Genomic DNA, 26,899 nt, shown 5'->3' with positions numbered 1-26,899 from the left:
CGCCCTGCCCGCTCATGCACAGCAACGGTCGATCACCTGCCGCACCAGCGCATCCGGCGCCGCACGCACAGCGGCCCGGCCCGGGCCGTCGATGACGACGAAGCGGATCTCGCCGCCCTCGGCCTTCTTGTCGACGCGCATCAGCTGCAGGTAGCGGCCGGCGTTGTCATGAGTGTCGATCACGGCGCCGCGCGTGGGCAACCCGGCGCGCTGGATCAACCGGGTGAGGCGCTGCACGAAGGCCGCATCCACCAGCCCCAACCCGCGCGACAGCTCGGCCGCCATCACCATGCCAGCGCCCACCGCCTCGCCGTGCAGCCAAGCGCCATAACCCATGCCCGCCTCGATGGCGTGGCCGAAGGTGTGGCCGAAGTTGAGGATGGCGCGCAGGCCGGCTTCGCGCTCGTCCTGGCCCACCACGTCGGCCTTGATCTGGCAGCTGCGCTTGACGGCATGCGCCAGCGCCGCGGGTTCGCACGCGCGCAGGGCGTCGATGTTCGCTTCGATCCAGTCCAGGAAGGCCATGTCGGCGATCGGCCCGTACTTGATCACCTCGGCCAGCCCCGCCGACAGCTCGCGCGGCGGCAGGGTCTTGAGCACGTCGAGATCGCACACCACCGCCAGCGGCTGGTGGAAGGCGCCGATCATGTTCTTGCCCAGCGGGTGGTTGATGGCGGTCTTGCCGCCGACCGAGGAATCGACCTGCGCCAGCAGCGTGGTCGGCACCTGCACGAAGGGCACGCCGCGCATGTAGCAGGCGGCGGCAAAGCCTGTCATGTCGCCCACCACGCCGCCGCCCAGCGCGTATAGCGTGGTCTTGCGGTCGGCGCCGCCGCCCAGCAGGGCGTCGAAGATCAGGTTGAGCGATTCCCAAGTCTTGTATTGCTCGCCATCGGGCAGCTCGATGCGCAACACCTTGGCGTGCCGCCGTGCCAGCACGCTGGCCAGCCGCTCGGCGTACAGCGGGCCGACGGTGGTGTTGGTGACGATCAGCGCCTGCGAACCCGGGCGGGCCGCCTCGTAGGCCGCCGGATCGTCCAGCAGGCCGGTGCCAATCGCAATGTCGTAACTGCGGTCGTCCAGCGGAATACGGACGCGCTCAGAAGATGAGAAACCGTGCATGTCGGCGAGTGTAGAGCCTTGGGCCCCACCCTCGCCCGCCGTTCAGGGTGCCGGTGGCGGCGGCGCAGGCGGCGGCATCAGGTCGAGCTGCATCATGATGCGATTGACCAGCATCGGCAACGACGAGCCGTGCGTATCGACGACGAAATGCGCGCACTCGCGGTACAGCGGATCGCGCTCGTCATACAAGGCCCGCAGCCGCTTGAGCGGATCGGCCACCTGCAGCAGCGGCCGCTTGGTGTCGTGCCGCAGGCGCTTGAACAGTTGCTCGGGCGACGAGCGCAGGTAGATCACCGTGCCGCGTTCACGCAGGCGCTGGCGGTTGATCGGCCGCAACACGGCGCCGCCACCGGTGGCCAGCACCTGCGACGCGCCGCCCCGGGTCAGTTCGTCGATCACCGCCTCCTCGACGTCCCGGAAAGCCGCCTCGCCATGGCTGTCGAAGTAGCTGCGAATGGTGCAGCCGAGCCGCTGCTCGATGGCCTGATCCGAATCGGCCAGCGCCAGTTGCAGTCTGCGCGACAGGGCACGCGCAATGGTGGACTTGCCACTGCCCGGCATGCCCACAAGCACGACCACGGAAAAAGCCCCAGGCTGGCCGGGGCTTCGTTTGAAACGGCAGTTTGATTCACGATGCCGAGCTTTCGAAAACCTGAGCGGGATGACCGCTCAGGTTCGAAAGGTTTCCCGATCATGGGCAAGTGGTGCCCACAACTTCAATGGACATCTGGCGCGTCACGGTCAGCGTGCCTTGTTTGACCGAGGCGACAAAGGTATGGACGCCACAGGCGGTTGGCGTTCCGTGGATGATGCCTGTGTCCGCAAACGTCAAGCCATTTGTGGGCCCGGGCAGCGTAAACGTCCAGGCCGGCACTTGAGCAGAGTCACCACCCGAGGTCGACAGAATGTAAGTGTAGGGCTCGTCTTTTTCAGCCTCGGGCAGCTTGCACGGCTCGTTAATCGCACCGGTGCAACCCACGATGGCCAACGGATCCAAGGGCATCGCGCCACCCAACGTGAGCGTCAGGTTGGCAGTCACGGGCTTGCCCGTTGCATCTGTCACTTGCACAGCAACCGTGTAATCGCCGGCAGGGGCTTTCGGCGTGCCGCTGATGACACCTGAAGGATTCAAGGTAAGTCCCGAAGGCAAACCACCAAGCGCGGTCCATGTGTACGGAGGCACGCCGCCCTCTGCCTGAAGTGCGTACGCATACGGCACGCCGTTTGTTGCAGACAACTCAGCATCCGCGATGGTCAATGGTGTCTGCGCAACGGCGTCGACCACGGGCACCGCCATCAGTTGCACAACAGGATCCTGGATGCCATTGCTGACGTTATTGTCGTAACGGTCGGTCATGAACTCCAGCAGAATCACGCCTTTGTTCGGGCCACTCGACAGCGAGAGCAACCCAACGCCGCCGTTGGTGCTGATGTGCAGCAGGTTGATGTAGGGCTGGCTACCGGCCATGATGCGCGCGCCCTCGGACGCTGCCGTCGGAACAATCCTCACCTGAAGGTTGGGCGCGCCGCCCGCAGGATTGGGAATGGGCTGATTGGCGTCGTCCATCACGAACGCCTGGATGCCGACGTTGTTGCGAATGCTGTTCGGGTTGAACTGCGAGCCCAGGTAGCCAGGCTGCTGGGCAATGGCGTTCACGCTGGCCGGCATGCCTGTACTGGCCCCCACCACGATATCCACCGCGGCGCTGCTCACTTGGTTATCGCGCGGATTGGTGACGGAGCACATCACACGTGCCGTACCGGCCTTGTTGCTGGCATGGAAGTGGAATGTGGCAGCTCCTGCGTTGGAGCCGAGCACGACCGAGCGATAAGCCAGCGGGTTGCCGTCGTCATCCTCATGGTCTTCGTCACCATCTAGGTAGTACAAGGCACCCGACTCGAACCCCTGCACGATGTTGCAGGCAAAGATCTCCTCGCCCCCTTGGATCGGCCTGCTGCCTTCTCGGGCTTCCACGTACAGCGTGGTCGTGTAAGGCGCGTACGCACCGATCCCGGCCGGGTAATGCTGAATATTGATCGGCAACTGCTTCTTGTCCGCGCGCAGCGTAATGCTGTATGCCTCGTGGGTATCCCCGGGCTGCCACCACCACCGCCACACGCAGTCACCAATGCCGCAACCGCAAATCCGAGAGCCAAGCCTAGCTTTCGCATATTACCAACCTATGTATTAAAAGAAGGGCTAAAAAATCTAATCAGCGAACGGAACCGCGGTCCGAGATCATCTTGGGCGTGATGAACACCAGCATTTCCTGCTTTTCCGCCTGGCGGGTCCGCTGCTTGAACAGGTTGCCGACCACCGGAATATCACCCAGCACCGGCACCTTGTTTTCGCTCTCGCGCTCGTTCAGCTCGAAAATGCCACCGATCACCACGGTACCGCCATTTTCAACCAGCACCTGCGTCCTGACCCGCTTGGTGTTGATCGACATGCCGCCTTCCACGGGCGTGCCCGGGCTGTCCTTGTTGACGTCCAAGTCAAGAATGATGTTGCCCTCGGGGGTAATCTGAGGCGTGACTTCAAGCTTGAGAACGGCCTTGCGGAACGCGATGGAGGTGGCGCCACTCGACGTCGCCTGCTGATACGGGAACTCCGTACCCTGTTCGATCAGTGCCTTGGTCTGATCAGCGGTCACCACGCGCGGGCTCGACACCACCCGGCCCTTGCCATCGGCTTCCAATGCGGATATTTCCAGGTTCAGGAAGCGGTTAGCCGCCGAGCTGAACAACGAGATCGCAAAGTTGGTGGGCGATATGCCGCCGAGGCTTTGCGCCGGCAGATTGACCATCTGGGAAGTCAGTGTTGACAGGCCCGAAGCCTCAAACGCACCCGTTGTGGCACCGATGGCGTTGTAGTTGCCGCCAAAAGCAACCCGATTGCCCCCGCCGACGTGGTAACCAGCGTCGCCACCGCGAATGCCACGCATGTCCGCGGTACCCAGTTTGACGCCAAGCGACTTGCCGAAGGTGTCGGTCGCCTCGACGATGCGCGCCTCGATCAGCACCTGGCGCACCGGCACATCGAGCTTGGCAATCATTTCCTCGATCTGCACCAGTCGCGACGGAATGTCCGACACGAACAGTTGGTTGGTCCTGGGCTCGGCGATCACCGAGCCTCTTTGGCTCAAAAGGCTGCTTGTTCGACCGCCAGCGGCGCCCCCACCACCTCCGCTCGAACCGGTGTTGGCCGTCAGCTGCGCGGCGATTTCGGGCGCCTTGGTGTAGTTCAACTGAAAAGACTGCGTGCGCAACGGCTCCAGATCCCTAATGGCCGCTTGCGCTTCCAGTTCAGCCTTCTCCTTCGCCGCCAGTTCGTCCTTGGGCGCAATTTGCAGCACGTTGCCGCTGCGTTTCATGCCCAGATTCTTGGCTTGCAGAATGATGTCCAGGGCCTGATCCCAGGGGACGTCCTTCAGCCGCAGCGTCAGGCTGCCCTGGACCGTGTCGGAGGTGACGATGTTGAAGTTGGTGAAGTCCGCGATCACCTGCAGCAGCGAACGCACATCGATGTTCTGGAAGTTGAGCGACAGCTTTTCTCCACGGTACCCGGGCCCTTGCGTCAGCTTGTCAGGGCTGGTTTTTGCTGCCTCACCTCGACCACGAGCTGGTTGTCGCTCTGATAGGCACTGTGCTCCCACAGGCCTTTCGGTTCGATCACCATGCGCACCCGATCACCCGACTGCACGGTGGAGATGGTCTGCACGGGCGTACCGAAATCGGTAACGTCGAGACGGCGACGCAAGCCCTCCGGCAGGCTGGTGCGCAAGAACTCGACCACCAGGTTCTGCCCTTGTTGGCGAATGTCGACACCCACCTGGTTGTTGGCCAGGTCGACGATCACGCGGCCGGCATTCTCGACGCCCCGGCGGAAATCGATGTCGCGCAGCGGAAGCGCCCCGTCGTTGCGGCTTTCCGCAAACACACTGGCGGGTGCTGCCGCAACCGCAGCGGCCGAGGCCACCGGCGCCAGCGACACCAGCAGCGAGCGGCCCTGCACCTCGGCCTGGTAGTTGGTGGGCTGGTTCAGGTTGAGCACCACGCGGGTTCGGTCGGCTGCCTGAACCACATGCGCCATGCGCAGGTTGCCCTGGTTGAGTTCCACGGCGTTGCGCTGAAGCTCGCTGCCCACGCCGGGGAAGTCCAGCGCGATGCGTGCCGGCGATTGCACGACAAAGCCCGCCGGCACCGCCGCCAGTGGCTCGCTGAGGTCGATCCTGACCACCTCGGCACCGCCCTGGATGGAGCTGCTGATCGACTGAATGCGCGGCTCGGCATGGCTCAAACTCGCCACGCCCAGCAGAAGGACGCCAATCCCCCGAAAGCCCACACGGCGCACCATTGATTTGACCCACATCCTCATTTCGTATTCTCCTGCAGCTGCAGAGTCGTGCTGCGCTCTATCCATTCACCGGCCGCATCCTGAACGATTTCCCTCAAGGTGATATCGCTTTCCGAGATTCGCATCACACGCCCGTAGTTCTGCCCCAGGTAGTTGCCTTGGCGGACCTGGTGCAGCAGTTGATCGACCTTCACCAGTGCCACTTTCTGGCCCGCACGGTCCAAGCTGCCCACCATCGTCATGGCGTCCAGCGGATACGCCTCCAGCGGCTCCTTGCGGCGATTCAGCTCCGGGGCGACCAGGAGGCGCTCACGCTCAATGGCCCGGTTTCGCGGCGCAACACTTGCGTCAGGCGGTCGCTGCCGAATGCATCTGCCGCTGTGCCACCGACATACGCCAGCGGCACATAGCGCGTCGGCTCGGTCAAGGGCGTGACTTTGGGAACAGTCTGGCGCCGTTGCTCCGCCATCCATTGCTGCAAGTCCTCGTGGCTGGTCGCACAGGCCGTCAACCCGCCAACCCCAGCCGCCAGCAGCATGATCCAGAAAGAACGGGTCATTTCTTGCCCTTTCCTTGGGTCTTGGACGCTGCAGCCCGCTGCGCGGCGATTTCCTCAGGATCCAGGTAACGATAGGTCTTGGCCGTTGCCTCCAAGGTCAAGGCTCCCACCTTGTCCTTGTCCGAACTCGGTGCAATCGACAGATTGTTCAGGGTCACAATGCGCGAAAGATTGGCGATATCGGCCGTGAAGGCGCCGATGTCGTGATACCGACCCGTGACCTTCAGTGCGATCGGCAATTCCGCGTAATAGTCCTTCACCACCAGCTGGCCCGGCCTGAACAGGTCGAACTGCAGGCTGCGGCCCAACCCAGCCTGGTTGATGTCGGAGAGCAAGGCATCCATTTCCGCCTTGCTGGGCAGTTGCTTTTCCAGCAGGTTCACGTACTGCATCACCTGGGCGCGCTGCTTCTTCAACTCCTCGAGGCTGACGGCGCGCTGCAGCTTCGTCTTGTAATCCGCGCGGAGCGTGACCTCTTTGGCACGCTCGCCCTCCAGCTCTTCTGCTGCACCACTCACCCAGAAATACCAAAGGGCGCCCAGCACCAGCAAAGCCACCGCCGCCAGCAGCACATACCGCGGAATCGCCGGCCACGAGGACGGGTCACGCGAATCCAGGCCACGGAACTGCGCCCCGAGATCCCGGAACGACTGGGAAACATCCATATTCTTTCGAGCCATCGTCTACCGCCCGCTCATGACTTGGCGCCGCGCGCCGCGGCCGACGCCGCAGAGGCTGCCGCCAGCGCATCGCTGGCGCGTTGCAACTGCACCCGCACCGTGAAGTTGTAGACACGGCGCTGCTCGCGCGGGCTCAGCGCGAGGTTCGAAGCCACGATCTCGATCAGTTCGGGCTTCGACACCCACTCGCTGTTGCGCGACAGGTTGCGCAGCAATTCGGACACGCGCTCGTTGGACTGCGCCACGCCCGACAGCAGCACATTCTGGTTCTCCTGCTTGATACCCTTCAGGTAGATGCCGTCCGGCAGCTGCATGACGGATTCATTGAGCAGGTGCACCGGCAGGTTGCGGTCGGCTTGGAGGTTCTCCACGGCCTGCTGCCGCGCCTTCAGGGCGGCGATCTCCTCTTGCAGCGTGGCCACCTCCTTGATTTCCTCATCCAGCTTCTTGATCTCGCTGGTCAGGAAGGCGTTGCGATCCTGCTGCGTCGATATCTCGTTCTGGTACCAGAGGTAGATGCCGCCGGCAATCAGGGCGCCCAGCACCGCCGACATGCCCAGCGATGCATTGAAAAGCTGGCGCGCCCGCTTGCGCGCCATCTCCCGGTGCGGGAGCAGGTTGATCAGTATCACCGCAGAAACCTCCGCATGGCCAGGCCACAGGCTGTCAGGTACGAAGGCGCCTCACGCAGCATCTTCTTCTCGCGCACGGCGCGCCCGACCTCCATGCCGTCGAAGGGGTTGACCACCTGGCACGGGAACGAGGTGTGCCGCGTGATGGCTTCGGTCAGGCCGGGAATGCCGGCGGTGCCGCCTGCCAGCAGGATGTAGTCGACACGGTTGTGCGGCGTGCTGGTGAAGAAGAACTTCAGCGCCCGCTCCAGTTCCTGGGCAAGCGATTCCACATAGGGCTGCAGCACCACCGTCCCGTAGTCGTCGGGCAGTTCACCGGCGCGCTTCTTGGTTTCGGCCTCGTCCTGCGTGAAGCCGTATTGGCGAACCAGCATCTGCGTCAGCTGCTCACCGCCGAACACCTGGTCGCGCTCATAGATCAGATCATCATTGCGCAGCACCTGCATGGTGGAGGTCATCGCGCCGATTTCGAACAGCGCGATCAGCGCATCGACGCCGCCACCCGGCAGGCGTCCGATCACGCGGCTGGCCGCCAGGCGCGACGCATAGCTTTCCACGTCCAGCACCACGGGCACCAGGCCGGCGGCTTCGGCCAGCCCCTGACGGTCCTCCACCTTTTCCTTGCGGGAGGCGGCAATCACCACCTCGACATCACCCGCCGACGTGGTGCTGGGGCCAACGACGCAGAAGTCCAGACTCACTTCGTCCAGTGAGAACGGGATGTACTGGTTGGCCTCGGATTCGACCTGGACCTCCATCTCCCGCTCACTCAGGCCGCCCGGTAAAATGATCTTCTTGCTGATGACCACCGACGCAGGCAGCGCCATGGCCACGTGCTTGGCTTTGGTGCCGCTTTTGCCCACGAGGCGGCGCGTCGCCTCCACGACTTCGTCGAATTTCTCGATATTGCCGTCACTGATCCAGCCGCGCTCCAGCGGCTCGATGCCACACCGCTCCAGCGTCAGATTGCCGGAACGATCCTGCCCCAGCTCCACCAGCTTGGCGCTGGAGGAACTGATGTCGAGCCCGATCATGGGCGCCGGTTGACGGCTGAACAACGACCCAGTGTTCAAGACAGTATCCCGTTACTTTTTATTGCAGAAGTCGAACACACTTAAGAATTCACTTGAATGCTAGCAGTAAGCCCCTTGTCGGGCAAAGAAAAAGCCCGTCGCAAGCTGGGCCGCTCGTTGTCAAAAACTAACGTTTGCCGACACTTGGTTACGCCGCGCAGCACGCGCCAACACCGTATCTGCCCGGCTGCTGGCGGCCCTTGGCGACTCGCGGGACAATGCGTCACCGGGTACCGGCACCGACAAATGCTACCGCTTGTGTCCTACAGACAGCAGCGAATGTCTCATGAAAGTACCCACTAACTTACCAATGTTGTCTTATGTCCACTGAAAATTCGCCCGGTGCCGTGAACAAGCGCACAAGCCCCGCCGGCTCGCGCTGGCTGGTCTGGGTTCTCAAGGGTCTGGCGTGGATGGGTGGGACGCTGCTGGCCATCGCCCTGAGCGTGGCCATGGCCGGCCTGATGGCGCTGGCCATCGCCTACCCCAACCTGCCGGATGTGTCCGAGTTGTCCAACTACCGGCCCAAGCTGCCGCTGCGCGTGTACACCGCCGAGGGCAACCTGATCAGCGAGTTCGGCGAGGAGCGCCGCAACCTCACCCCATCCGCGAGATCCCGAAGGTGATGAAGGACGCCGTCCTGGCCATTGAGGATGCCCGCTTCTACGAGCACGGCGGGGTCGACTACGTCGGCGTGGCGCGTGCCGCGCTGGCCAACCTGGGGCGCGAAAAGGCGCAGGGCGCTTCGACCATCACGATGCAGGTCGCGCGCAACGTCTACCTGTCTTCCGAGAAAACCTACACCCGCAAGATCTACGAGGTGCTGCTGACCTTCAAGCTGGAGCACATGCTGACGAAGGATCAGATCCTCGAGATCTACATGAACCAGATCTTCCTGGGCAACCGCGCCTATGGTTTTGCCGCGGCCGCCGAAACCTATTTCGGCAAGCCGCTGAAGGACGTGACGGTGGCCGAGGCCGCCATGCTGGCCGGCATCCCCAAGTTTCCGTCCAGCGTCAACCCCATCGCCAACTTTGCACGCGCTCGTGAGCGACAGCTCCACATCATCGACCGCATGCAGGAAAACAACTTCATCACCGCCGAGCAGGCCGCCGCCGCCAAGCAGCAGGAACTGGTGATCCGCCCCAGCAGCGATGCCACCCGCGTGCACGCCGAATACGTGGCCGAGATGGTGCGGCAGATGATGTTCGCGCAGTACGGCGAAGAAACCTACAGCCGCGGCCTGAACGTCTACACCTCCATCGCCACCGACGACCAGAACGCTGCCTACGCGGCGCTGCGTCGGGGCATCCTCGACTACGACCGCCGCCAGGCCTACCGCGGCCCCGAGAAGTTCATCGATCTGCCCAAGGATGCGCAGGAGCTGGGCGAAGCGGTGGACGATGCCCTGGCCAGCCACCCCGATGCCGGCGAGCTGTTTGCAGCGGTGGTCACGCAGGCCAGCGCGCGCAAGGTCACCGTGATGCGCCGCGGCGGCGAAGTGGTCGACATCACGGGCGCAGGCCTGCGCCCGGTGTCGTCCGGCCTGGCGGCCAAGGCCGGGCCGAACATCCGCATCCGCCCCGGCGCCGTGGTGCGCGTGCTCAAGACGAGCCGCGGCGACTGGGAGCTGACGCAACTGCCCGAAGTGGAAGGCGCGCTGGTGGCCCTCGATCCGCGCAACGGCGCCGTCAAGGCGCTGGTGGGTGGCTTCGACTACGACAAGAACAAGTTCAACCACGTCACGCAGGCGTGGCGCCAGCCTGGCTCCAGCTTCAAGCCCTTCATCTACTCGGCCGCGCTCGAAAAAGGCTTCTCGCCCACCACCATGATCAACGACACGCCGCTGTTCTTCGACAGCAGCGTCACCGGCGGCCAGCCCTGGGAGCCGAAGAACTACGAAGGCGGCTTCGAAGGCCCCATGACCATGAAGCGCGGCCTGGCCCGCTCGCGCAACATGATCTCCATCCGCATCCTGCAGACCATCACGCCGCAGTACGGCCAGGAATGGGTCACGCGCTTCGGCTTCGACGCCGACAAGCACCCGCCCTACCTGACGATGGCGCTGGGCGCCGGCTCGGTCACCCCCATGCAGCTGGCCACGGGTTTTGCCGTGTTCGCCAACGGCGGCTACCGCGTCAACCCGTTCCTGATCACCCGCATCACCGACCACACCGGCCGCGTGCTGGTCGAGAGCCAGCCCGCCGGCCCCAGCGAGGCCAACCGCGCCATCGACGCGCGCAACGCCTTCATCACCCACACCATGCTCAACGACGTGGTGCGCAGCGGCACGGCGGCCAAGGCCAGCGCGGCGCTGGGCCGGCCCGACCTGGGCGGCAAGACCGGCACCACCAACGATTCGATGGACGCCTGGTTCGCCGGCTACCAGCCCACGCTGGTGGCGGCCGTGTGGATGGGCTACGACACCCCGCGCAACCTGGGCGCGCGCGAAACCGGCGGTGGCCTGAGCCTGCCGATCTGGATCAACTACATGCGCACCGCCCTCAAGGGCGTGCCGGTGGCCGAGCCGAAACCGCCCGAGGGCGTGGTGCGCGTGGGCGGCGACTGGTACTACGAGGAATACGCCCGCGGCGGCGGCATCAGCAACCTGGGCGGGGCCGGCCTGGCACCGCGGCCCGAGCCCGAACTGGCGCCCGAGAACGGCACGCCCGCGGCGTCCGAAGAACGCAACCGCATCCTCGACCTGTTCAAGAACTGATGCCGCCTGCACTTCAAAACGCGAACAACCGTCATCCCGGCGAATGCCGGGCTCCATGTGTTCTTGCACACGTCGCCTGGATTCCGGCTTTCGCCGGAATGACGAATTTCTTGCTGTTTTGATCGGGAATTGGAACGTGGTGGTGCCGCGGCCGCGGTGCTGCCGGCAGCCGTCAAATCAGAATCAGGGGAGTATCACTGCGCAACGCTTTATGGACGGGCGCTGGCCGGCAGCATATAGGGAGTATATAGAGCGTCGGCGTTGCGCCCCGCCCTCACCCCGCGCCCGGGTCGAAGCGCAGCGCCTGCCCCGCGTGCTCGCTGGCGGCCAGCGACAGGCGCGCGAAGAACTCCTCGCCCGTCTTGGTGTCGCGCCAGGCGCCGTCGGCAAAGGTGTAGTGGTAGCCGCCCGAACGGGCCGCCAGCCACACCTCGTGCAGCGGCTTCTGCAGGTTGACGACGATCTGGCTGCCGTCCGGAAACACCATCGTGATCATCCCGCCCACGCGCTGGTTGTCGATGTCGGCGTCGGTGCTGTCGTTGAGTTCGTCGCAGCGCGATTCGATGGCGCGCAGCAGCGCCTCGGCGCGGTCCAAGTATTCCAGGTCGGTCATTACAATTTCACCCATGTCGTTCCAGCCACTGCATCGATCCATTCTAGTCAGCGCCCTGACGCTGGCGGCCATGCTGGGCGGCTGCGGCCAGAAAGGGCCGCTCTACATCCCTGAAACACCCGCGGCGGCGCAGCGCGCCACCCTGCCGCAAACGGTCTTCGGAGGCTCGCGCCCCGCTCAGGCCGCCTCCTCCCCACCCAGGCACCGCCGCTGGCACTGCCGAATCTGCCCGAGATCGAATGACCTCCCTGTCCGCCAACGCCGCACCCCTGCCCGGCGCGCCTTTCGTGTGCTATCAAAACGGCCAGCTGATGGTCGAAGGCGTGGCCCTGTCCGAGCTGGCGCGCCAGCACGGCACGCCGCTGTTCGTCTATTCCAAGGCCGCCATCCTGGCCGCGCTGGCCGCCTACCAGCGCGGGCTGGCCGGGCGCGAGGCGCTGATCTGCTACGCCATGAAGGCCAACTCGTCGCTCGCCATCCTCAAGCTGCTGGCCGATGCCGGCTGCGGCTTCGACATCGTCTCGGCCGGCGAACTGGAGCGCGCCCTGGCCGCCGGCGCCACGCCGTCGAAGATCGTGTTCTCGGGCGTCGGCAAGACGCGCGCCGAGATGCGCCGCGCCCTGGAAGCCGGCGTGGGCTGCTTCAACATCGAGAGCATGGCCGAGCTGGACGTGCTGAGCGACGTGGCCGTGGCCTGCGGCCAGACGGCGCCCGTCAGCATCCGCGTCAACCCCAACGTCGACGCCAAGACGCACCCCTACATCTCCACCGGCCTAAAGGGCAACAAGTTCGGCATCTCGCACGACGAGGCGCTGGCCGCCTACCGCCACGCCGCCAGCCTGCCCGGCCTGCGCGTGGTGGGCATCGATTGCCACATCGGTTCGCAGATCACCGAATCGGCGCCCTACCTGGAGGCCATGGACCGCGTGCTGGACCTGGTGACGCAGATCGAGGCGGCGGGCATCCCCATCCACCACATCGACTTCGGCGGCGGCCTGGGCATCGACTACAACGGCGACACGCCGCCCGCGGCCGATGTGCTGTGGCAACAGCTGCTGGGCAAGCTGGACGCGCGCGGCTTCGGCAACCGCAAGATCATGATCGAGCCCGGCCGCTCGCTGGTGGGCAACGCCGGCGTGTGCCTGACCGAGGTGCTGTTCCTCAAGCCCGGCGAGCAGAAGAACTTCTGCATCGTCGACGCCGCCATGAACGACCTGCCGCGCCCCGCGCTGTACGAGGCCTTCCATCGCATCGTGCCGCTGGCTGAAGCAAACCCGGCCGCACAGACCACCACCTACGACGTCGTCGGCCCGGTATGCGAAAGCGGCGACTGGCTGGGACGCGACCGCGCGCTGGCGGTGGTGCAGCAAGGCGACGTGCTGGCCGTGCTGTCGGCCGGTGCGTACTGCATGAGCATGGCCAGCAACTACAACACCCGGCCGCGCGCGGCCGAGGTGCTGGTCGACGGCGCCAGCGCCCGCGTGATCCGCCAGCGCGAGGCGGTGCAGGACTTGTGGCGCGGCGAATCGGTCTGAGCCGCGACGGGCGCCCGCGGGAGCGGCCTGGGCCGCGATGAATGGCATGTGAAGCACAACGGCCGCATCGCGGGCAAGCCCGCTCCCACAACCCCATCAATACTAATTTGATAGCTGTTTGCGCTCGTCGTTAGCCATTTTCAGGCACTTTTCGCTTGAAGCGATTGTGTGGCAAGCGCAAGCCACTATCAAGATAGAAGCACTTAACGGCTGGCCACCCCACGCGGCTTGAGGTAGCGGAACAGCCGCTCCAGCAGCAGCACACCGATGATGGCGGCGTACAGCGCCACTTCAGCGTAGTCGTTCTTGCCGCTGCGCATCCAGAAGAAGTGCAGCAGCGCCAGCCCGGCGACCAGATACACCAGCCGATGCAGCGTCTGCCATGCGCGCCCGCCCAGCGCGCGCACGGCGCGGTTGGTGGACGTCAGCGCCAGCGGCAACAACAGCAGCCAGCAGGCAAAGCCGACCAGGATGAACGGCCGCTTGAGGATGTCGCGGCCGATGTCGGCGACTTGGAGTCCCATGTCCAGCCAGCCGTAGGCCAGCAGGTGCAGGCAGGCGTAGAAAAACACGAACAGCCCGAGCATGCGCCGATACCGCGCCAGTTGCGGCGTGCGCGTGTGCAGCCGCAGCGGCGTGACTGCCAGCGCCAGGCACAGAAATCGCAGCGTCCAGTCGCCCAGGCCGCGAATCAGCGCCTCAGCCGGGTTAGCACCCAACTGGTCGGTGGCGGCACCCCACACCAGCCAGGCCAGCGGCAACAGACAGAGCACGAAGACCAGCGGCTTGGCCAGCGGGTGCAGCAGGGCGGATCGGAGGGTCACGGGAATTCAGAAAATCAACAGCCGGACGCAGAGGACGCAAAGGATTCGCAGAGGACGCAAAAGAATCCAAAGAAAAATTTTTCAAGGTTTTTCTGCGTCCTCTGCGAAATCTCTGCGTCCTCTGCGTCCGGCTGTTCGGCTGTTCGGCTGTTCGGCTACCCAACACACCGCATCAATAGTTCTTGCGCAAGTCCATGCCCGCATACAGCTGCCCCACCTGCGCCTCGTAGCCATTGAACAGCAGCGTCTTGCGCTTCTTGGCGAACAGGCCGTCCTCGCCGATGCGGCGCTCGGTGGCCTGGCTCCAGCGTGGGTGGTCCACGTCCGGGTTCACGTTGGAATAGAAGCCGTATTCGTTGGCGGCCGCCTTGTTCCAGGCCGTGCGCGGTTCCTGCTCGATGAAGCGAATCTTGACGATCGACTTGGCCGACTTGAAGCCGTACTTCCACGGCACCACCAGCCGCACCGGCGCGCCGTTCTGCTTCGGCAGCACCTCGCCGTACATGCCGAAGGTCAGCAGCGTCAGCGGGTGCAGCGCTTCGTCCAGGCGCAGCGCCTCGGTGTAGGGCCAGTCGAGCACGCGCGAGCGCAGGCCGGGCATCTGCTTCGGGTCGGCCAGGGTGACGAACTCGACGTATCTGGCGCTGCCCTGCGGCTCCACGCGCTTGATGAGCGCCGACAGCGAGTAACCGACCCACGGAATCACCATCGACCAGCCCTCGACACAGCGCAGGCGGTAGATGCGCTCTTCCATCGGGCTGAGCTTGAGCAGGTCTTCCAGCGCGTAACGGCCGGGCTTGTTCACCAGGCCCTCGATTTCGACGCTCCACGGGCTGGTCTGCAAGGCGTGCGCGTGGCGCGCCGGGTCGGCCTTGTCGGTGCCGAATTCGTAGAAGTTGTTGTAGCCGGTGACGTCGCCGTAGTCAGTGAGCTTCTCCATCGTCACCGCGCCGGCCACCGCAGAACGGGCGCCGGGCAAGGCCGCCAGTTTGCCGGGGCGCGGCGTCTGCGCCATGGCGTCGCGCGCCGCCCAGCCGGCCAGCACGGCGCCGGCGGCGCCACCGGCCAGCAGCTTGATCAGGTCACGCCGCTGCTCGTAGATGGCGCGCGGCGTGATGTCGCTGGGCGTGGCGTGGTCAAAGCCGTGGCGCGGGATGTGGATTGGCATGGCGATATCCTTTTGATAGTGGCTTGCGCAGGCTGCACAATCGTTTCAAGTCAAATCGACCTGAAACCCTTGCACAGCAAGCGCAGGCAGCTATGGTTATTGATAGCGCCCGCCATGGCCAGCCATGCCGGCCAGCCGCTTACAGCGAACCGTAGCTGTGCAGGCCCGACAGGAACATGTTGACGCCGATGAAGGCGAAGGTGGTGATCGCCAGCCCGGCCAGCGCCCACCACGAGGCGACGGTGCCGCGCAGCCCCTTCATCAGGCGCATGTGCAGCCAGGCGGCGTAGTTCAGCCACACGATCAGGGCCCAGGTTTCCTTCGGGTCCCAGCTCCAGTAGCCGCCCCAGGCCTCGGCCGCCCACAGCGCGCCCAGCACGGTGGCGATGGTGAAGAAGGCGAAGCCGACGGCGATGGACTTGTACATCACGTCGTCCAGCACCTCGAAGCTGGGCAGCCGCTCGGCAATGCGCTTGCGGCCCAGCAGGATGCCGCCCACGATCATCGCCGCGATCAGCGCATAGCCCAGCCAGTAGCTGCCGCCGGCCTCGCCCACGCCACGCTGGCGGAAGGCGATGGGCACGAAGCACAGGGCGATGCCGAAGATCCAGATCGGCGCCAGCTTGTACCAGCGCTTCTCGTCGGCCTGCTGCTTGATGAGGTAGGCAAAGCCCAGCATGGCCGCCAGCGCGAAGGTGCCGTAGCCAATGAAGTTGGCCGGCACGTGCAGCTTCATCCACCAGCTTTGCAGCGCGGGAATCAGCGGCTGGATTTCGTGCGCCTCGCGCACCAGCGTGTACCACAGCAGAAAGCCCACCGCGGCGCTGACCACCAGCATCACGAAGGCGCCCATGGCGCGGGTTTTGTACTGCGCCTCGTAGTACAGGTAGAACAGCGCCGTCATCCAGCAGAACATGACGAACACTTCGTACAGGTTGCTGACCGGGATGTGGCCGATGTCGGGGCCGATCTGGTGGCTTTCGTACCAGCGCACCATGGTGCCGATCAGCGCCAGGCCCACGGCCACCCAGGCCAGCTTGCTGCCCAGGCCTTCCAGCGCGTCCTGCTGGCTGCGGATGAACATGCCGCCCCAGTAGAACACCGTGCTCATGAAGAAGATCATGCTCATCCACAGGATGGCCGACTGGCTCGACAGGAAGTACTTGAGCCAGAACACCGTGTCGCCGCGCCGCAGGTCGGCCCCGGCATCGCCCTGGTAGCTGAAGATGGCCAGCAGCGTCAGCGCCGCCACCACCAGAATCAGGTTGCGCACCGGGCGCCAGAACCAGCCGAGCCAGATGACGACCGGCACGGTGCCGGCCAGGATCCACTTCTCGTAGATGTCCATCGCGCCGTGGTAGCGCTGGAAGGCGATCACGGCGCCGACGACGGCGAGCAGCGCGAACAGCCAGTCGCCCCAGGTGCGGCGGGCGAAGTAGCCTTCGTTGAGGGTCAGGGTGCCATTGTGGGCAAGGGTCGTGGTGTTCATGGCCGGGCTCCCTTCAGGGGATGGTCAAGAGTTTGGAACGCAGTTGCTCGAACTCGCGGTCGGCATCCAGCGTCTTGCGGTTGGTGGAAAGCGCCATTGTGGCCTTGGCGCCGGTGCCATCGGGGGCCACCCACACCCACAGGCGCCGTTCGCGCACGTAGAGCATGGCAAAGACGCCCAGAATCAGCAACAGGCAGCCCAGATAGACCACGTTCTTGCCCGGGGCACGCGCCACCTGGAACACGCTGGCCTGCACCTGGGTGAAGTCGTCCAGCTGGAAGGTGACCGGCGCCGGGTACAGGCTGATGTCGGACAGCGCCAGCACGCCCTGCGTCATGAAGCGGGCGGTGGCTTCGCTCTCGACCAGCGGCGGCTTGCCCTGTGTTTCGCGCGCCAGCGTGCTCAGCTCGAGCAGCGTGCCGTTCAGGATGCGCAGCAGCACCTCGGCGGCGCGCTCGCGCTCGGCCTCGGGCACGGCGGTTTCCATGAAGTCGGAGATGGCCTGCAGGCCACTGACCTGCCTGCCGCCCACCGTCTCGGCGCCGGCAAACAGGCCCACCGCGCGCGAGGCGGACGCCGTCAGCTGCTCCACCAGCTCCGGCCGCTGCGGATCGACGGCCTTCAGCACGTAGCGGCGCACCGCGCGCTCGCGCATGGCCGGATCGTGCAGCGCCGCGCGCAGGCGCACGAAGCCTTCCATCGACCCGTCCTCGTCGGCCGGCAGGCGCAGGTAGCGGAACGGCTCGGACGTGGCGGTGCGCACGCCCAGCAGGAACACCGGCGTGCCGTCGCCGGTGTCCACCGGCAGCATGTAGTTGTGGAACTCGCGCGCCTGGCCGGCCTCGTCGCGCAGCTTGTAGGTGATGCTGGGGCCGACGTTGCGCATCTCGCGCTGCGTCGGGGTCTTGTCGGCCGCGCCCAGCCGGCTGTTGAGCGCCTGGCGCAGGTCGACCTTGCGCACGTCGGCACCGCTGCCGCCGGCGTCGTTGGTCATGTTCTCGACGTTGATGACGCGCAGCGCGGTGTATTCCAGCGTCAGCTTCTCGTCGCCGTTGGTGATCTGCGACGAACTGCCGATGGTGCCTTCGACCTCGAACGATTTGGCGCCGCCGGCCATGGGCAGCGCCTTCAGCTTCACGCGCGAGCCGCCGTCGTCGAAGCTGCTCTGGTAGATCTGCACTCCACGATAGCTGGCCGGGTGGTTGACCTCGATGCGCTCCTCCTTCGACTCGCCGGTTTCCTTGTCGTGGATGACGATGTCGCTGGCGAACAGCTTGGGCATGCCGGTGGGGTAGTACTCGACGATGAACTTCTTCAGTTCGACCGCGAAGGGCAGTTCCTGCAGCAGGATGCCGTCGGACTGGCTCAGGATGGCGGTGCTGGACACCGTGCCTTCCGACACCACCAGGTTGCCGCGGAAGGTGGGGTTGCTGGGCGGCAGGCGGTGCTCGGGCTTCACCTCCGACACGAAGCCGCCGCCGGAATAGACCGTCTTGCCGCCGAACCAGGTGAGCGCGCGCACGAACAGGTCGCCGTCGAACAGGCCGCCCAGGCAGATCAGCACGATGGCGCTGTGCGCGGCGATGTAGCCGATCTTGTTGGCCGCGCCGGCCTTGGCCGCCACCATCCAGCCCTTGCCGGTGGGGTGTCGCGCTCCTGCAGCTTCACCTTCCAGCCGCCGCCGGCCAGCATCTGGCCGATGCGCTGGGCCTCGGCCTCGGGCGCCTGCGCCAGCGGGCCTTCGGCCTTGTGGTGGAAGGCCTTCAGGCTGCCTTCGCGGATGTTCTCCTTGTAGTTGCGGATGTCGGCCAGGAACTTGGGCGTGTTGCGCAGGATGCACAGGCTGGTGCTGATGACCAGGAACGCCAGGATGATCAGGAACCACCACGCGCTGTACACCGCGTTGAGCTTGAGCGCCAGGAACAGATCGGCCCAGAACGGCCCGAACTGGTTGGTGTAGTTGACGGCCGGCTCGTGCTGCTTGATCACCGTGCCGATGACCGAGGCGATGCAGATGACGGTGAGCAGCGCGATGGCGAAGCGCATCGACGACAGCAGCTCCATGCCGGAGCGCCAGACGGCGGAGCCGCGCTGGGGTTCGTATCCTTCGGTGCTGGTGGTGGCGGTCATGCGCAATCAAAAAGCCTGGCGCGCGAGACACAGCGCGCCGGTCGTTGGAGGCCCTGCCGCGTGTTCGGTTCAGTCGCCGGCGCGATTTTTTGACCTGGATCACGTGAAAAGCCTGAGAAAAACAAAAGCCGCGCCGGCTGGACCGGACGCGGCTCGGCGGCTGGCGGGAGTCCGGTCCGCGCTCAGCGCAGGCCGGCAATGTAGTCCGAGACCGCCTTGATCTCGCGGTCGTTCATCTTGGCGGCCACGCCGGTCATCTGCGCGTTGTTGGTGCGCGTGCCATCGCGGAAGGCCACCAGCTGCTTGACGGTGTAGTCGGCGTGCTGGCCTGACAGGCGCGGGTACTGCGACGGGATGCCGGCACCGTTGGGGCTGTGGCAGCCGGCGCAGGCCGGAATCTGGCGGTCGGGGATGCCGCCGCGGTAGATGCGCTCGCCCATCAGCACCAGTTCTCTCTCCTTGGCGAAGCCGGGCTTGGCCTTCTGCGACGCCAGCCAGTGGGCGATGTTGCGCGAATCCTCTTCGCTCAGCGCGGCGGCGAAGCCCTGCATGATCGGGTCCTTGCGGACGCCGCTCTTGAATTCGACCATCTGCTTGTGCAGGTACTCGGGGTGCTGCTGCGCCAGGTTGGGCTGCAGGGGCACGGTGGAATTGCCGTCGGCCGCGTGGCAGGCCACGCACACGGCGGCGTAGCTGGCGGCGCCCTTGGCCAGGTCGACCTTCGGTGCGGCCGGTGCGTCGGCGGCGTGGGCGGAAGCTGCGAGCAGCGAGGCGGTCAGGAGGGCGGCAAGCGACTTCATGGGCGATCGTCTTCTTGAAGAATGGTCGTGGGACGCTGAACCCCGCGATTCTACAATGCCCACTCCCGGTCACCCCCAATGTCCCTGCGCCGCGCCGCCGTGGCTGTCCCGCATGCCCAACCCACCTCCTGCCCCTCCCGCCCGCGTGCGTCGTCGGCCAGCCCCGCATCGGCCGCCGGCCGTGAGGCGCTGGGCTGGCTGCACACGGCGCGCTTTCTGACCACCGCCGCGCAACTGCACCAGTTGCCGCCGCTCGAGGTGCCCGAGATCGCCTTCGTCGGCCGCTCCAACGCCGGCAAGTCCACCGCCATCAACACGCTGACGCAGCAGACGCAGCTGGCCTACGCCTCCAAGAAGCCTGGGCGCACGCAGCACATCAACCTGTTTGCCGTCGGCCGCCAGGGCACCACCGACGCGGTGCTGGCCGACCTGCCCGGCTACGGCTACGCCGCGGTGCCGCTGGCCGACAAGGTGCGCTGGCAGCGCGTGATGGCCAATTACCTGGTGTCGCGCCGCAACCTGGCCGGCATCGTGATGCTGGCCGATCCGCGCCGTGGGCTGAAGGAGCTGGACGAGGCGCTGCTCGAAGTGATCCGCCCGCGCGTCGAGGACGGCCTGCCCTTTCTGATCCTGCTGACCAAGGCCGACAAGCTGAACCGCACCGAGCAGGCCAAGGCGCTGCAGATCACGCGCCTGCAGGCGGGCGGGGGTGAGGTGATGCTGTTCTCGGCCCTCAAGCGGCAGGGCGTGGAAGACGCGGCGCTGTGGTTGCGGCAACTGGTAGCGGATGCCGCGCCGGATGAGGAATCGGCCGCCGAGGCTTGACCCGTCAGCGCCAGGCGCTGCGTTTTCTGTAGGAGCGGGCTTGCCCGCGATGGGGCTGCCGTGCGTATGACGCGCTGCATCGCGGGCAAGCCCGCTCCCACAAAAACCGTGCTCAGGCCAGCGCCGCGCCGCGCTCCTGCAGCAGCTCGCGCAGCACCGAGCGGTGGCAGCGCGCCTCGTCCTCGCAGTAACACCCGATCGAGAAATTGGTCTGGTGCGACAGCGCCGCCAGCACGTCCAGCGTGCGGGCGGCATCGGGCTCGGCCATGGCTTTGCGGAACAGGCGCGTGAACAGCGCCCAGTCCTTCTTCGCCTTGGCCGCATCGGGCTCGGTGTGGGTCGACAGGGCCAGCTTCATGTGTTCGGGGCTGGGCGACAGGTTGGGGTACCACACGTCGTACCAGTCGTCGGCGGCAAAGCGCGCCTTGGGCACGCCGCGCGGCGGGCGCCGCACGGTGCCGATGCGCAGGCCTTCGTCTTTCGCACGCGGGGTGCCCAGGCGGACGATGCGGATGCTCATGGCGCCATCTCCTTGTGTCTGAACGGCTGCGCCGCGAAACCCCAGACCTTGACGCGACAGCGCGCGGCCCGGCACGGGCTTACGATAAACGCTGCCCCGCCCCGCCGCACAGACAAGGAGGGGGAACTTGGAAAATTTTTCTCACCATCAAAATGGCGCCTAGCGCCCGATTGCAGTGCGCAAGCAGCTATTTTATTGATACCACACATTGGCGCCAACAGGCTATCGCCCAATTCCGCTGCCTGAAGCGCCCTGACACACCCCGACCGCCCGAGGAGCCCGCCCATGATCGACACCTGGACCGCTGACCTGCCGCACGGCATCACCCTCAGCTGCCGCAGCGCTGGCGCGCGCGGCCGGCCGGTGCTGCTGTTCCTGCACGGCTTCCCCGAGGCGGCGTTTGCGTGGGACGAACTGCTGGTCCACTTCGCCCGGCCCGAGCACGGCGGCTACCGCTGCGTGGCGCCCAACCTGCGCGGCTACGAGCACTCCAGCAGCCCCGCCGACGTGGCCGCCTACCACCCCAGGCAACTGCTGCAGGACATCGCTGCCCTCATCGCCGCGGAATGTGGTGAAGGCGGCCAACTGGCCGCGCTGGTGGCGCACGACTGGGGCGGCGCCTTGGCCTGGAACCTGGCCGCCGCGCGGCCCAAGCTGATGCAGCGCCTGGTCATCATCAACTCGCCGCACCCGCAGACTTTCGCGCGCGAGCTGCAGCGCAGCCCCGCCCAGCAGGCCGCCAGCGCCTACATGAACTTCCTCATCCGCCCCGACGCCGAGGCGCTGCTGGCCGAGCGCGACTTCGCCCGCCTGTGGCCCTTCTTCGACGGGATGGGCGCCAGCGGCGCGGCCGCCATGCAGCAGGCCGCCACCGCGCTGGCGGGCGATGCGGCCCGGCCCGGCGATGAGGCGAACGCGCCCGTCCTGCCCGACGGCGCCGGCTGGATGACCGACGCGCTGCGCGCCCAGTACCGCGCCGTGTGGTCGGGCGACGGCAGCCGCCCCGGCGCGGGGCTGACGGGCGGGCTGAACTACTATCGCGCCTCGCCCCTGCGCCCGCCGCGCGCCGGCGATGCGGCCGCCGCCGGCGTGACGCTGCCGCCCGAGGCCTTCACCGTCGCCCTGCCCACGCTGGTGCTGTGGGCGATGCAGGACAGCGCCCTGCTGCCCGGCCTGCTCGATGGCCTGGAGCGCTGGGTGCCACGGTTGCAAGTCGAACGCATCGAGCGCGCCACGCACTGGGTGGTGCACGAGCAGCCGCAGCGCGTGGCGGCGTCGATCGGGCGCTTTCTTGCTACCTGAACCATAGCTGTTTGCGCTTGTCCACCAAGCGCCAGAGGCCGATTCGAACCCAAACCACCCGACCACCGCCTGACCGCCCTGCCAGCCGCTACACTGCGGCCCAAAGTACACAGCAGAGGAAGGAAGGGGTCTTTGGCATGGTCACCGCGTTGACAGACAGCGCCCCGCGCGAGCGCCGCACCGCGCGCCCCGCCATCGTCGCGCACCCGGTCGAGTTCACCGGCTCGGGGCGCGAGTATTTCCGCGTCTGGATCGTCAACCTGCTGCTGTCCATCGTCACGCTCGGCCTCTACACGCCGTGGGCGCGGCGGCGCACGGCGCAGTACTTCTACAGCCACACGCACGTGGCCGGCAGCCCGCTGGAGTTCGTGGCAGAGACGCGGCGCATGGTGTTCGGCTTTCTGGCCTTCGCCGGGCTGTACCTGGCCTACCAGATGGCGCTGGAGACGGGGCAGCAGCTGGCCGCCGGCCTGCTGTTCTTCGGCTTCGCGGTGCTGGCGCCCTTCTTGTGGGCCAGCGCCATGCGCTTCAGGCTGGGCGCCACGCGCTGGCGCGGCATCCGGCTGGCCTTCACCGCGAGTTGGAAGGAGGTCTACATCGCCAGCTGGCCGGTGTTTGCCATCGCGGCGATCTGGACGGCGGTGTTCTTCGGCGCCGCCGCGCTGTCGCCCGACATGCCCACCGGCATCGCCCAGGAGCCGGGCAGCGTGCCCAAGCTGCCCGCCCTTCAAGCCAGCACCTTCGCGCTGTTCGGCCTGGCGGTGCTGCTCACGCTGCTGTGCGTGATCCGGCTCGAATACAACTACCGCCGCCTGCTGGTGGCGCGCGCACGCATTGGCGGGCAGGTGGGCCGCTGGAAGCCGGTGTACGCGGACTTCGTGAAGGTGTGGCTGGCCACGGTGGGCTTCTTTCTGCTGTGCGTCGTCGCGCTGCTGGCACTGCTGGGTTTGGTGGCCGGCGGCTCCATGCTGGTGCTGCCGCATTTCGTCAAAGGCATGTTCGAGGCGGGCGCGGCGGGGGTTATTTTCGTTATCGTGCTGAGCTTGATCGCAACGCTGCTGTTCGTGATCCTGGCCAGCCTGCCGGCGCGCGCCTACCGCGAGGCGCGCATGTTCCAGCTGGTGTGGAACAACGTCGGCTTCAGCCACATCGCGCGCAGCAAGACCAGCCTGCGCACCGCCGCCTTCGTGGGGCTGCGCGTGAAAAACATGCTGCTGACGGTGCTCACGCTGGGCTTTTACCGGCCGTTCGCCGTGGCCAGCGAATACGCGGCCAAGGTCGGCTCGGTCACGCTGCACATCAAGGGCGGCACCGACCAACTGGCGGGCGAACTGGTGAAGCAGCAGGGCGCCTTTGGCGATGCGGCGGCCGACATGATGGGGCTGGACCTGATCGGATGACGATGCCGAACCCAGACCAAGATCATGGCGCCTATGCAGGGAGTATGCATCTTCATCGCATGATGGACGGGCGCTGTACGGCCGCATACAGGGAGTATCAGATAGCTTGCTTGCGCCACGCCGTCCCCCTGAGTCACTGACATGCCCCCACCACCTCATCGCCCCTGCAAGCCCACTGGTTCGACGGCCGCAGCTCGCGCGCGCGGCCGGCGCGGGTGCGGCTGCTGGCCGGGCCGGGCGGCACGCGGCTGCAACTGAAGGCGCTCGACGGCGCGGGCGAGGCGCTGGACCTGGGCCACCCCAGGTCGGCTGGCCCGAGCGCTGGGGCACCGGCCGGGCGCCGCCGCGCGTGGCGGTCGATCTGGGTGCGCACGGCAGCCTGCAGATCGACGACGTGGCCGGCTGGCAGGCGGCGCTGGGCCAGGTCAGCCACCGCACCTCGCTGGCCGAGCGCATGCAGACGCGGCTGCCGGTGCTGCTGGCCGTGCTGCTGCTGGCCGGCGCCAGCGTGTGGGCCTTCTACCGCTGGGGCACGCCCTGGGCCGCCACGCAGGTCACGCGCCACGTGCCGCTGAGCTGGGAGCTGGCGCTGACCGAGCAGGCCATGGCGCAGATCGACGGCAGCTATGTCAAGCCCAGCAAGCTGGCGCCCGAGCGCCAGGCCGAACTGCGCGCCGGCTTCGACCGGCTGGTGGGGCTGATCGGCCCCGAACTGCAGCGCTACCCCGGCTACCGGCCGCGGTACCGGCTGGAGTTCCGCTCCGGCATGGGCCCCAACGCCTTTGCGCTGCCCGGCGGCACCATCGTGATGACCGACGCCATGGTCGAGCAGGCGCGCCTGATCCCGAACACCGGCGAGCCGGCGCTGCTGGGCGTGCTGGCGCACGAAATCGGCCACGTGGCGCACCGCCACACCACGCGCATGGTGGTGGAGCAAGGCGTGCTCAACATCGGGCTGGGGCTGGCGCTGGGGGATGTGTCCACGCTGGTCAGCAGCGGCGCCTCGCTGCTCACCGGCCTGGCCTACCGCCGCAACCACGAGACCGAATCCGACTGCTACGCCATCGCCATGATGGCCAAGGCCGGCCTGCCCACCACGCCCATGGCCGACCTGCTGCTGGGCATCGAGCGGCAGATGGAGGTCGAGCTGCGCGGCAAGGCCGGCGCTGCCAGCGCACCCACCGATGCCGCCAAGCCCGCCGAACCCGCGGCGCGCCAGCCGCAGGCCGACTGGTTCAGCACCCACCCCGACACCGTGGGCCGCGCCCAGCGGCTGAAGGCCGGGCAGGCACCGGATTGCGGCTGAGGCCGCAGGCGGTCAGCGCGCTGGACCAACCTCTATACGGTGCAGGAGCGGCGGAAGCCGCGAATCAACGTCCCCTGCGCAGCTGGCAGGCCCTTTCGCGGCTTCCGCCGCTCCTACCCCTGGAGCCGGGCATGACGCGTCAAAGCTATTATTAATATAGCTGTCTGCGCCCGCCAGAAGTTCGCTGCAGGCCGATTTCATGCATGAACATCGACCCCGCGAAAAAAGTGTGAAGCCCGCCGATACGCCGGATTCTGTGCGTTGAAGTTGCCCTCAACGTGACCGCCATCAATCTGGGCCGGGGTCGCCCACCCGGCTCGGTGCCACCTACCCGCCAGCTCAGCGGGCCGCCTCATCGCTGGCCTACTTGGTGTTGCTGCGCGCAGAGATTGCCCGTTTCACCCGAACTCAATCGGCTCGTCTCTGTTGCTCTGATCCTCACCTCGCGGTGGAGAGCCGTTAGCTCCTGCGCTGCCCTGTGCAGTCCGGACGTTCCTCCAGTGCGTGGTTTCCCAACTTGCACCAGCGGCGGTCTGGCGGGCTTCACACTGTCAATTATCCCAGCATATCCATATGCGCGTTCGTGTTGAAGCCTTGCGCCAGAATGCCTTCCATCCCGCAACACCGGAGCAACGCATGAAAGCCGACAACATCCTCGCCACCATCGGCCGCACGCCGCACGTGCGCATCAACCGCCTGTTCGGCGCCGGCGCCAACGTCTGGGTCAAGTGCGAGCGCGCCAACCCCGGCGGCTCGGTCAAGGACCGCATCGCCCTCAGCATGGTCGAGGCGGCCGAGCAGTCTGGCCAGTTGAAAGCCGGCGGCACCATCATCGAGCCCACCAGCGGCAACACCGGCGTGGGCCTGGCCATGGTGGCCGCCGTCAAGGGCTACAAGCTGATTCTGGTGATGCCCGACAGCATGAGCGTGGAGCGCCGCCGCCTGATGCTGGCCTACGGCGCCACGTTCGACCTGACGCCGCGCGAAAAGGGCATGAAGGGCGCCATCGCCCGCGCCGAGGAACTGGCGGCGCAGACACCCGGCGCGTGGATTCCGCAGCAGTTCGACAACCCGGCCAACGTGACGGCGCACGAGCAGACCACCGCACAGGAAATCCTGGCCGACTTCCCCGACGGGCTGGACGTGCTCATCACCGGCGTCGGCACCGGCGGGCACCTGACCGGCTGCTCGCGGGTGCTGAAGGCGAAGTGGCCCAACCTGAAAGTGTTCGCCGTCGAGCCCACGCAGTCGCCCGTCATCAGCGGCGGTGCGCCCGCACCGCACCCCATCCAGGGCATCGGCGCCGGTTTCATCCCCAAGAACCTCGACACCAGCGTGCTCGACGGCGTGATCCAGGTCGAGGCCGAAGCCGCGCGCGAGTACGGCCGCCGCAGTGCGCGCGAAGAGGGCATCCTGGTCGGCATCAGCTCGGGCGCCACCCTGGCCGCCATCGCGCAGAAGCTGCCCGAACTGCCCGCAGGCGCCAAGGTGCTGGGCTTCAACTACGACACCGGCGAGCGCTATCTGTCGGTCGAGGGGTATCTGCCGGCGTGACCTGTCAGCCCTCTGCGCCTCGTTGAGGCGGGTGTCGTGCGCAAGGTGCCGGACATCATTTGCACGGTAACCCTGCTGACGGGCAGTCGCAAATGATGCCTTGTTCTGACGCCATCGCCGTCCAGTGCGCCTCCGGTCAAAAAAGGAGCCATGGCACCAACAGTCCTGCGAGCAGGGCAATCAGCGCCAGCGCCCATGGCAAGGCAGCCATGATCAGCGCCTCACGCTTGAAGTGCGTGGATATTCCTTCCGATCGTTTCTTTTGACGAATCATGGCTCGTTATCATGCCT

Annotated in this window: 20 protein-coding genes, 1 other RNA gene and 6 pseudogenes; 9 read left to right on the top strand and 18 right to left on the bottom strand. The window is 66.3% G+C overall.

Going from position 1 to position 26,899, the window contains the following annotated elements; translation table 11 throughout:
* Positions 1 to 12: 12 nt before the first annotated feature.
* The 8 genes and pseudogenes from aroB to H0I39_RS13430 all read right to left on the bottom strand — a co-directional run bounded on the left by aroB (position 13) and on the right by H0I39_RS13430 (position 8,384).
* On the bottom strand, positions 13 to 1,122 hold the full coding sequence (gene aroB, locus H0I39_RS13465; RefSeq protein ID WP_180550841.1) for a 3-dehydroquinate synthase: 1,110 nt from the start codon (positions 1,120 to 1,122) through the stop codon (positions 13 to 15).
* Between the two features lie 42 nt (positions 1,123 to 1,164).
* Complete coding sequence (locus H0I39_RS13460; protein ID WP_308645855.1) at positions 1,165 to 1,701, bottom strand: shikimate kinase; 537 nt, start codon at positions 1,699 to 1,701, stop codon at positions 1,165 to 1,167.
* Between the two features lie 112 nt (positions 1,702 to 1,813).
* Positions 1,814 to 3,241, bottom strand: a complete 1,428-nt coding sequence (locus H0I39_RS23745) for an Ig domain-containing protein (RefSeq protein ID WP_308645854.1) — start codon at positions 3,239 to 3,241, stop codon at positions 1,814 to 1,816.
* A gap of 94 nt (positions 3,242 to 3,335) precedes the next feature.
* Positions 3,336 to 5,479, bottom strand: a pseudogene (locus H0I39_RS13450) (type IV pilus secretin PilQ).
* Between the two features lie 17 nt (positions 5,480 to 5,496).
* A pseudogene (locus H0I39_RS13445) lies at positions 5,497 to 6,038 on the bottom strand (pilus assembly protein PilP).
* Positions 6,035 to 6,703 (bottom strand): type IV pilus inner membrane component PilO, encoded by a 669-nt coding sequence (locus H0I39_RS13440; protein WP_373368302.1) that lies wholly within the window; start codon positions 6,701 to 6,703, stop codon positions 6,035 to 6,037. The pseudogene H0I39_RS13445 and the gene H0I39_RS13440 overlap by 4 nt, the downstream one beginning before the upstream one ends.
* A gap of 29 nt (positions 6,704 to 6,732) precedes the next feature.
* Complete coding sequence (locus H0I39_RS13435; protein WP_180550839.1) at positions 6,733 to 7,350, bottom strand: PilN domain-containing protein; 618 nt, start codon at positions 7,348 to 7,350, stop codon at positions 6,733 to 6,735.
* The gene (locus tag H0I39_RS13430; protein ID WP_180550838.1) at positions 7,347 to 8,384 is read right to left on the bottom strand and encodes a pilus assembly protein PilM; all 1,038 of its coding nucleotides are present in this window, start codon (positions 8,382 to 8,384) and stop codon (positions 7,347 to 7,349) included. Before H0I39_RS13430 ends, H0I39_RS13435 begins: the two co-directional genes overlap by 4 nt.
* A 359-nt stretch (positions 8,385 to 8,743) precedes the next feature.
* Here H0I39_RS13430 and H0I39_RS13425 point away from each other — a divergent pair.
* Positions 8,744 to 11,142: pseudogene (locus tag H0I39_RS13425) on the top strand (penicillin-binding protein 1A).
* 274 nt (positions 11,143 to 11,416) lie between these two features.
* On the opposite strand, the gene cyaY reads toward H0I39_RS13425, so the two are convergent.
* Positions 11,417 to 11,755 carry an iron donor protein CyaY gene (gene cyaY / locus H0I39_RS13420; protein ID WP_180550837.1) on the bottom strand — a complete coding sequence of 113 codons (339 nt, stop codon included), beginning with the start codon at positions 11,753 to 11,755 and terminating at the stop codon, positions 11,417 to 11,419.
* Here cyaY and lptM point away from each other — a divergent pair.
* A pseudogene (gene lptM / locus H0I39_RS24195) lies at positions 11,661 to 11,861 on the top strand (LPS translocon maturation chaperone LptM); the annotation flags it as partial. The gene cyaY and the pseudogene lptM sit on opposite strands and share 95 nt — an antisense overlap.
* Positions 11,862 to 11,994: 133 nt before the next feature.
* Complete coding sequence (gene lysA, locus H0I39_RS13410) at positions 11,995 to 13,290, top strand: diaminopimelate decarboxylase (RefSeq protein WP_180550836.1); 1,296 nt, start codon at positions 11,995 to 11,997, stop codon at positions 13,288 to 13,290.
* A gap of 203 nt (positions 13,291 to 13,493) precedes the next feature.
* Here the strand turns inward: lysA and msrQ are convergent, their stop codons facing one another.
* The 6 genes and pseudogenes from msrQ to H0I39_RS13385 form a co-directional block, all read right to left on the bottom strand.
* Positions 13,494 to 14,114 (bottom strand): protein-methionine-sulfoxide reductase heme-binding subunit MsrQ, encoded by a 621-nt coding sequence (msrQ, locus tag H0I39_RS13405; protein WP_308645853.1) that lies wholly within the window; start codon positions 14,112 to 14,114, stop codon positions 13,494 to 13,496.
* A gap of 172 nt (positions 14,115 to 14,286) precedes the next feature.
* Positions 14,287 to 15,282 carry a protein-methionine-sulfoxide reductase catalytic subunit MsrP gene (msrP, locus tag H0I39_RS13400; protein ID WP_180550835.1) on the bottom strand — a complete coding sequence of 332 codons (996 nt, stop codon included), beginning with the start codon at positions 15,280 to 15,282 and terminating at the stop codon, positions 14,287 to 14,289.
* Positions 15,283 to 15,421: 139 nt separating this feature from the next.
* Positions 15,422 to 16,771, bottom strand: a complete 1,350-nt coding sequence (ccsB, locus tag H0I39_RS13395; protein ID WP_180550834.1) for a c-type cytochrome biogenesis protein CcsB — start codon at positions 16,769 to 16,771, stop codon at positions 15,422 to 15,424.
* Positions 16,772 to 16,784: 13 nt separating this feature from the next.
* On the bottom strand, positions 16,785 to 18,611 hold the full coding sequence (locus H0I39_RS13390) for a cytochrome c biogenesis protein ResB (protein WP_308645852.1): 1,827 nt from the start codon (positions 18,609 to 18,611) through the stop codon (positions 16,785 to 16,787).
* A gap of 11 nt (positions 18,612 to 18,622) precedes the next feature.
* A pseudogene (locus H0I39_RS22330) lies at positions 18,623 to 18,817 on the bottom strand (cytochrome c biogenesis ResB family protein); the annotation flags it as partial.
* 266 nt (positions 18,818 to 19,083) lie between these two features.
* On the bottom strand, positions 19,084 to 19,701 hold the full coding sequence (locus H0I39_RS13385; RefSeq protein WP_180550833.1) for a c-type cytochrome: 618 nt from the start codon (positions 19,699 to 19,701) through the stop codon (positions 19,084 to 19,086).
* A 78-nt stretch (positions 19,702 to 19,779) separates the two neighbouring features.
* Between H0I39_RS13385 and yihA the strand changes: the two genes are divergently transcribed.
* Positions 19,780 to 20,526: a ribosome biogenesis GTP-binding protein YihA/YsxC gene (gene yihA / locus H0I39_RS13380; RefSeq protein WP_180550832.1), complete on the top strand. Its 747-nt coding sequence runs from the start codon at positions 19,780 to 19,782 to the stop codon at positions 20,524 to 20,526.
* A 112-nt stretch (positions 20,527 to 20,638) separates the two neighbouring features.
* On the opposite strand, the gene H0I39_RS13375 is transcribed toward yihA, so the two are convergent.
* Positions 20,639 to 21,046: a DUF488 domain-containing protein gene (locus H0I39_RS13375; RefSeq protein WP_180550831.1), complete on the bottom strand. Its 408-nt coding sequence runs from the start codon at positions 21,044 to 21,046 to the stop codon at positions 20,639 to 20,641.
* A 285-nt stretch (positions 21,047 to 21,331) separates the two neighbouring features.
* Here H0I39_RS13375 and H0I39_RS13370 point away from each other — a divergent pair, with 285 nt between their 5' ends.
* From H0I39_RS13370 to H0I39_RS23400, 4 genes and pseudogenes are all read left to right on the top strand, one after another.
* Positions 21,332 to 22,348, top strand: coding sequence for an alpha/beta fold hydrolase (locus H0I39_RS13370; protein WP_180550830.1), 1,017 nt, complete (start codon positions 21,332 to 21,334; stop codon positions 22,346 to 22,348).
* 137 nt (positions 22,349 to 22,485) lie between these two features.
* On the top strand, positions 22,486 to 23,748 hold the full coding sequence (locus H0I39_RS13365) for a YjgN family protein (protein ID WP_180550829.1): 1,263 nt from the start codon (positions 22,486 to 22,488) through the stop codon (positions 23,746 to 23,748).
* Between the two features lie 164 nt (positions 23,749 to 23,912).
* Positions 23,913 to 23,987 (top strand): annotated as a pseudogene (locus H0I39_RS24640) (DUF7092 domain-containing protein); the annotation flags it as partial.
* A gap of 110 nt (positions 23,988 to 24,097) precedes the next feature.
* Positions 24,098 to 25,054: a M48 family metallopeptidase gene (locus tag H0I39_RS23400; protein ID WP_308645851.1), complete on the top strand. Its 957-nt coding sequence runs from the start codon at positions 24,098 to 24,100 to the stop codon at positions 25,052 to 25,054.
* A 227-nt stretch (positions 25,055 to 25,281) separates the two neighbouring features.
* Here H0I39_RS23400 and rnpB read toward each other — a convergent pair.
* Positions 25,282 to 25,599, bottom strand: an RNA gene (gene rnpB / locus H0I39_RS13355) — RNase P RNA component class A.
* Positions 25,600 to 25,690: 91 nt separating this feature from the next.
* On the opposite strand from rnpB, the gene cysK reads away from it, so the two are divergent.
* Positions 25,691 to 26,608, top strand: coding sequence for a cysteine synthase A (gene cysK / locus H0I39_RS13350; RefSeq protein WP_180550828.1), 918 nt, complete (start codon positions 25,691 to 25,693; stop codon positions 26,606 to 26,608).
* Between the two features lie 136 nt (positions 26,609 to 26,744).
* On the opposite strand, the gene H0I39_RS13345 is transcribed toward cysK, so the two are convergent.
* On the bottom strand, positions 26,745 to 26,882 hold the full coding sequence (locus H0I39_RS13345) for a hypothetical protein (RefSeq protein WP_180550827.1): 138 nt from the start codon (positions 26,880 to 26,882) through the stop codon (positions 26,745 to 26,747).
* Positions 26,883 to 26,899 lie beyond the last annotated feature (17 nt).

It is taken from the genome of Ottowia beijingensis, assembly GCF_013423955.1.
GTDB classification, from domain to species: Bacteria; Pseudomonadota; Gammaproteobacteria; order Burkholderiales; family Burkholderiaceae_C; genus Ottowia; species Ottowia beijingensis.
Note: the sequence above shows the minus strand (reverse complement) of the source record. Positions and strands in the feature narration are given on the sequence as shown.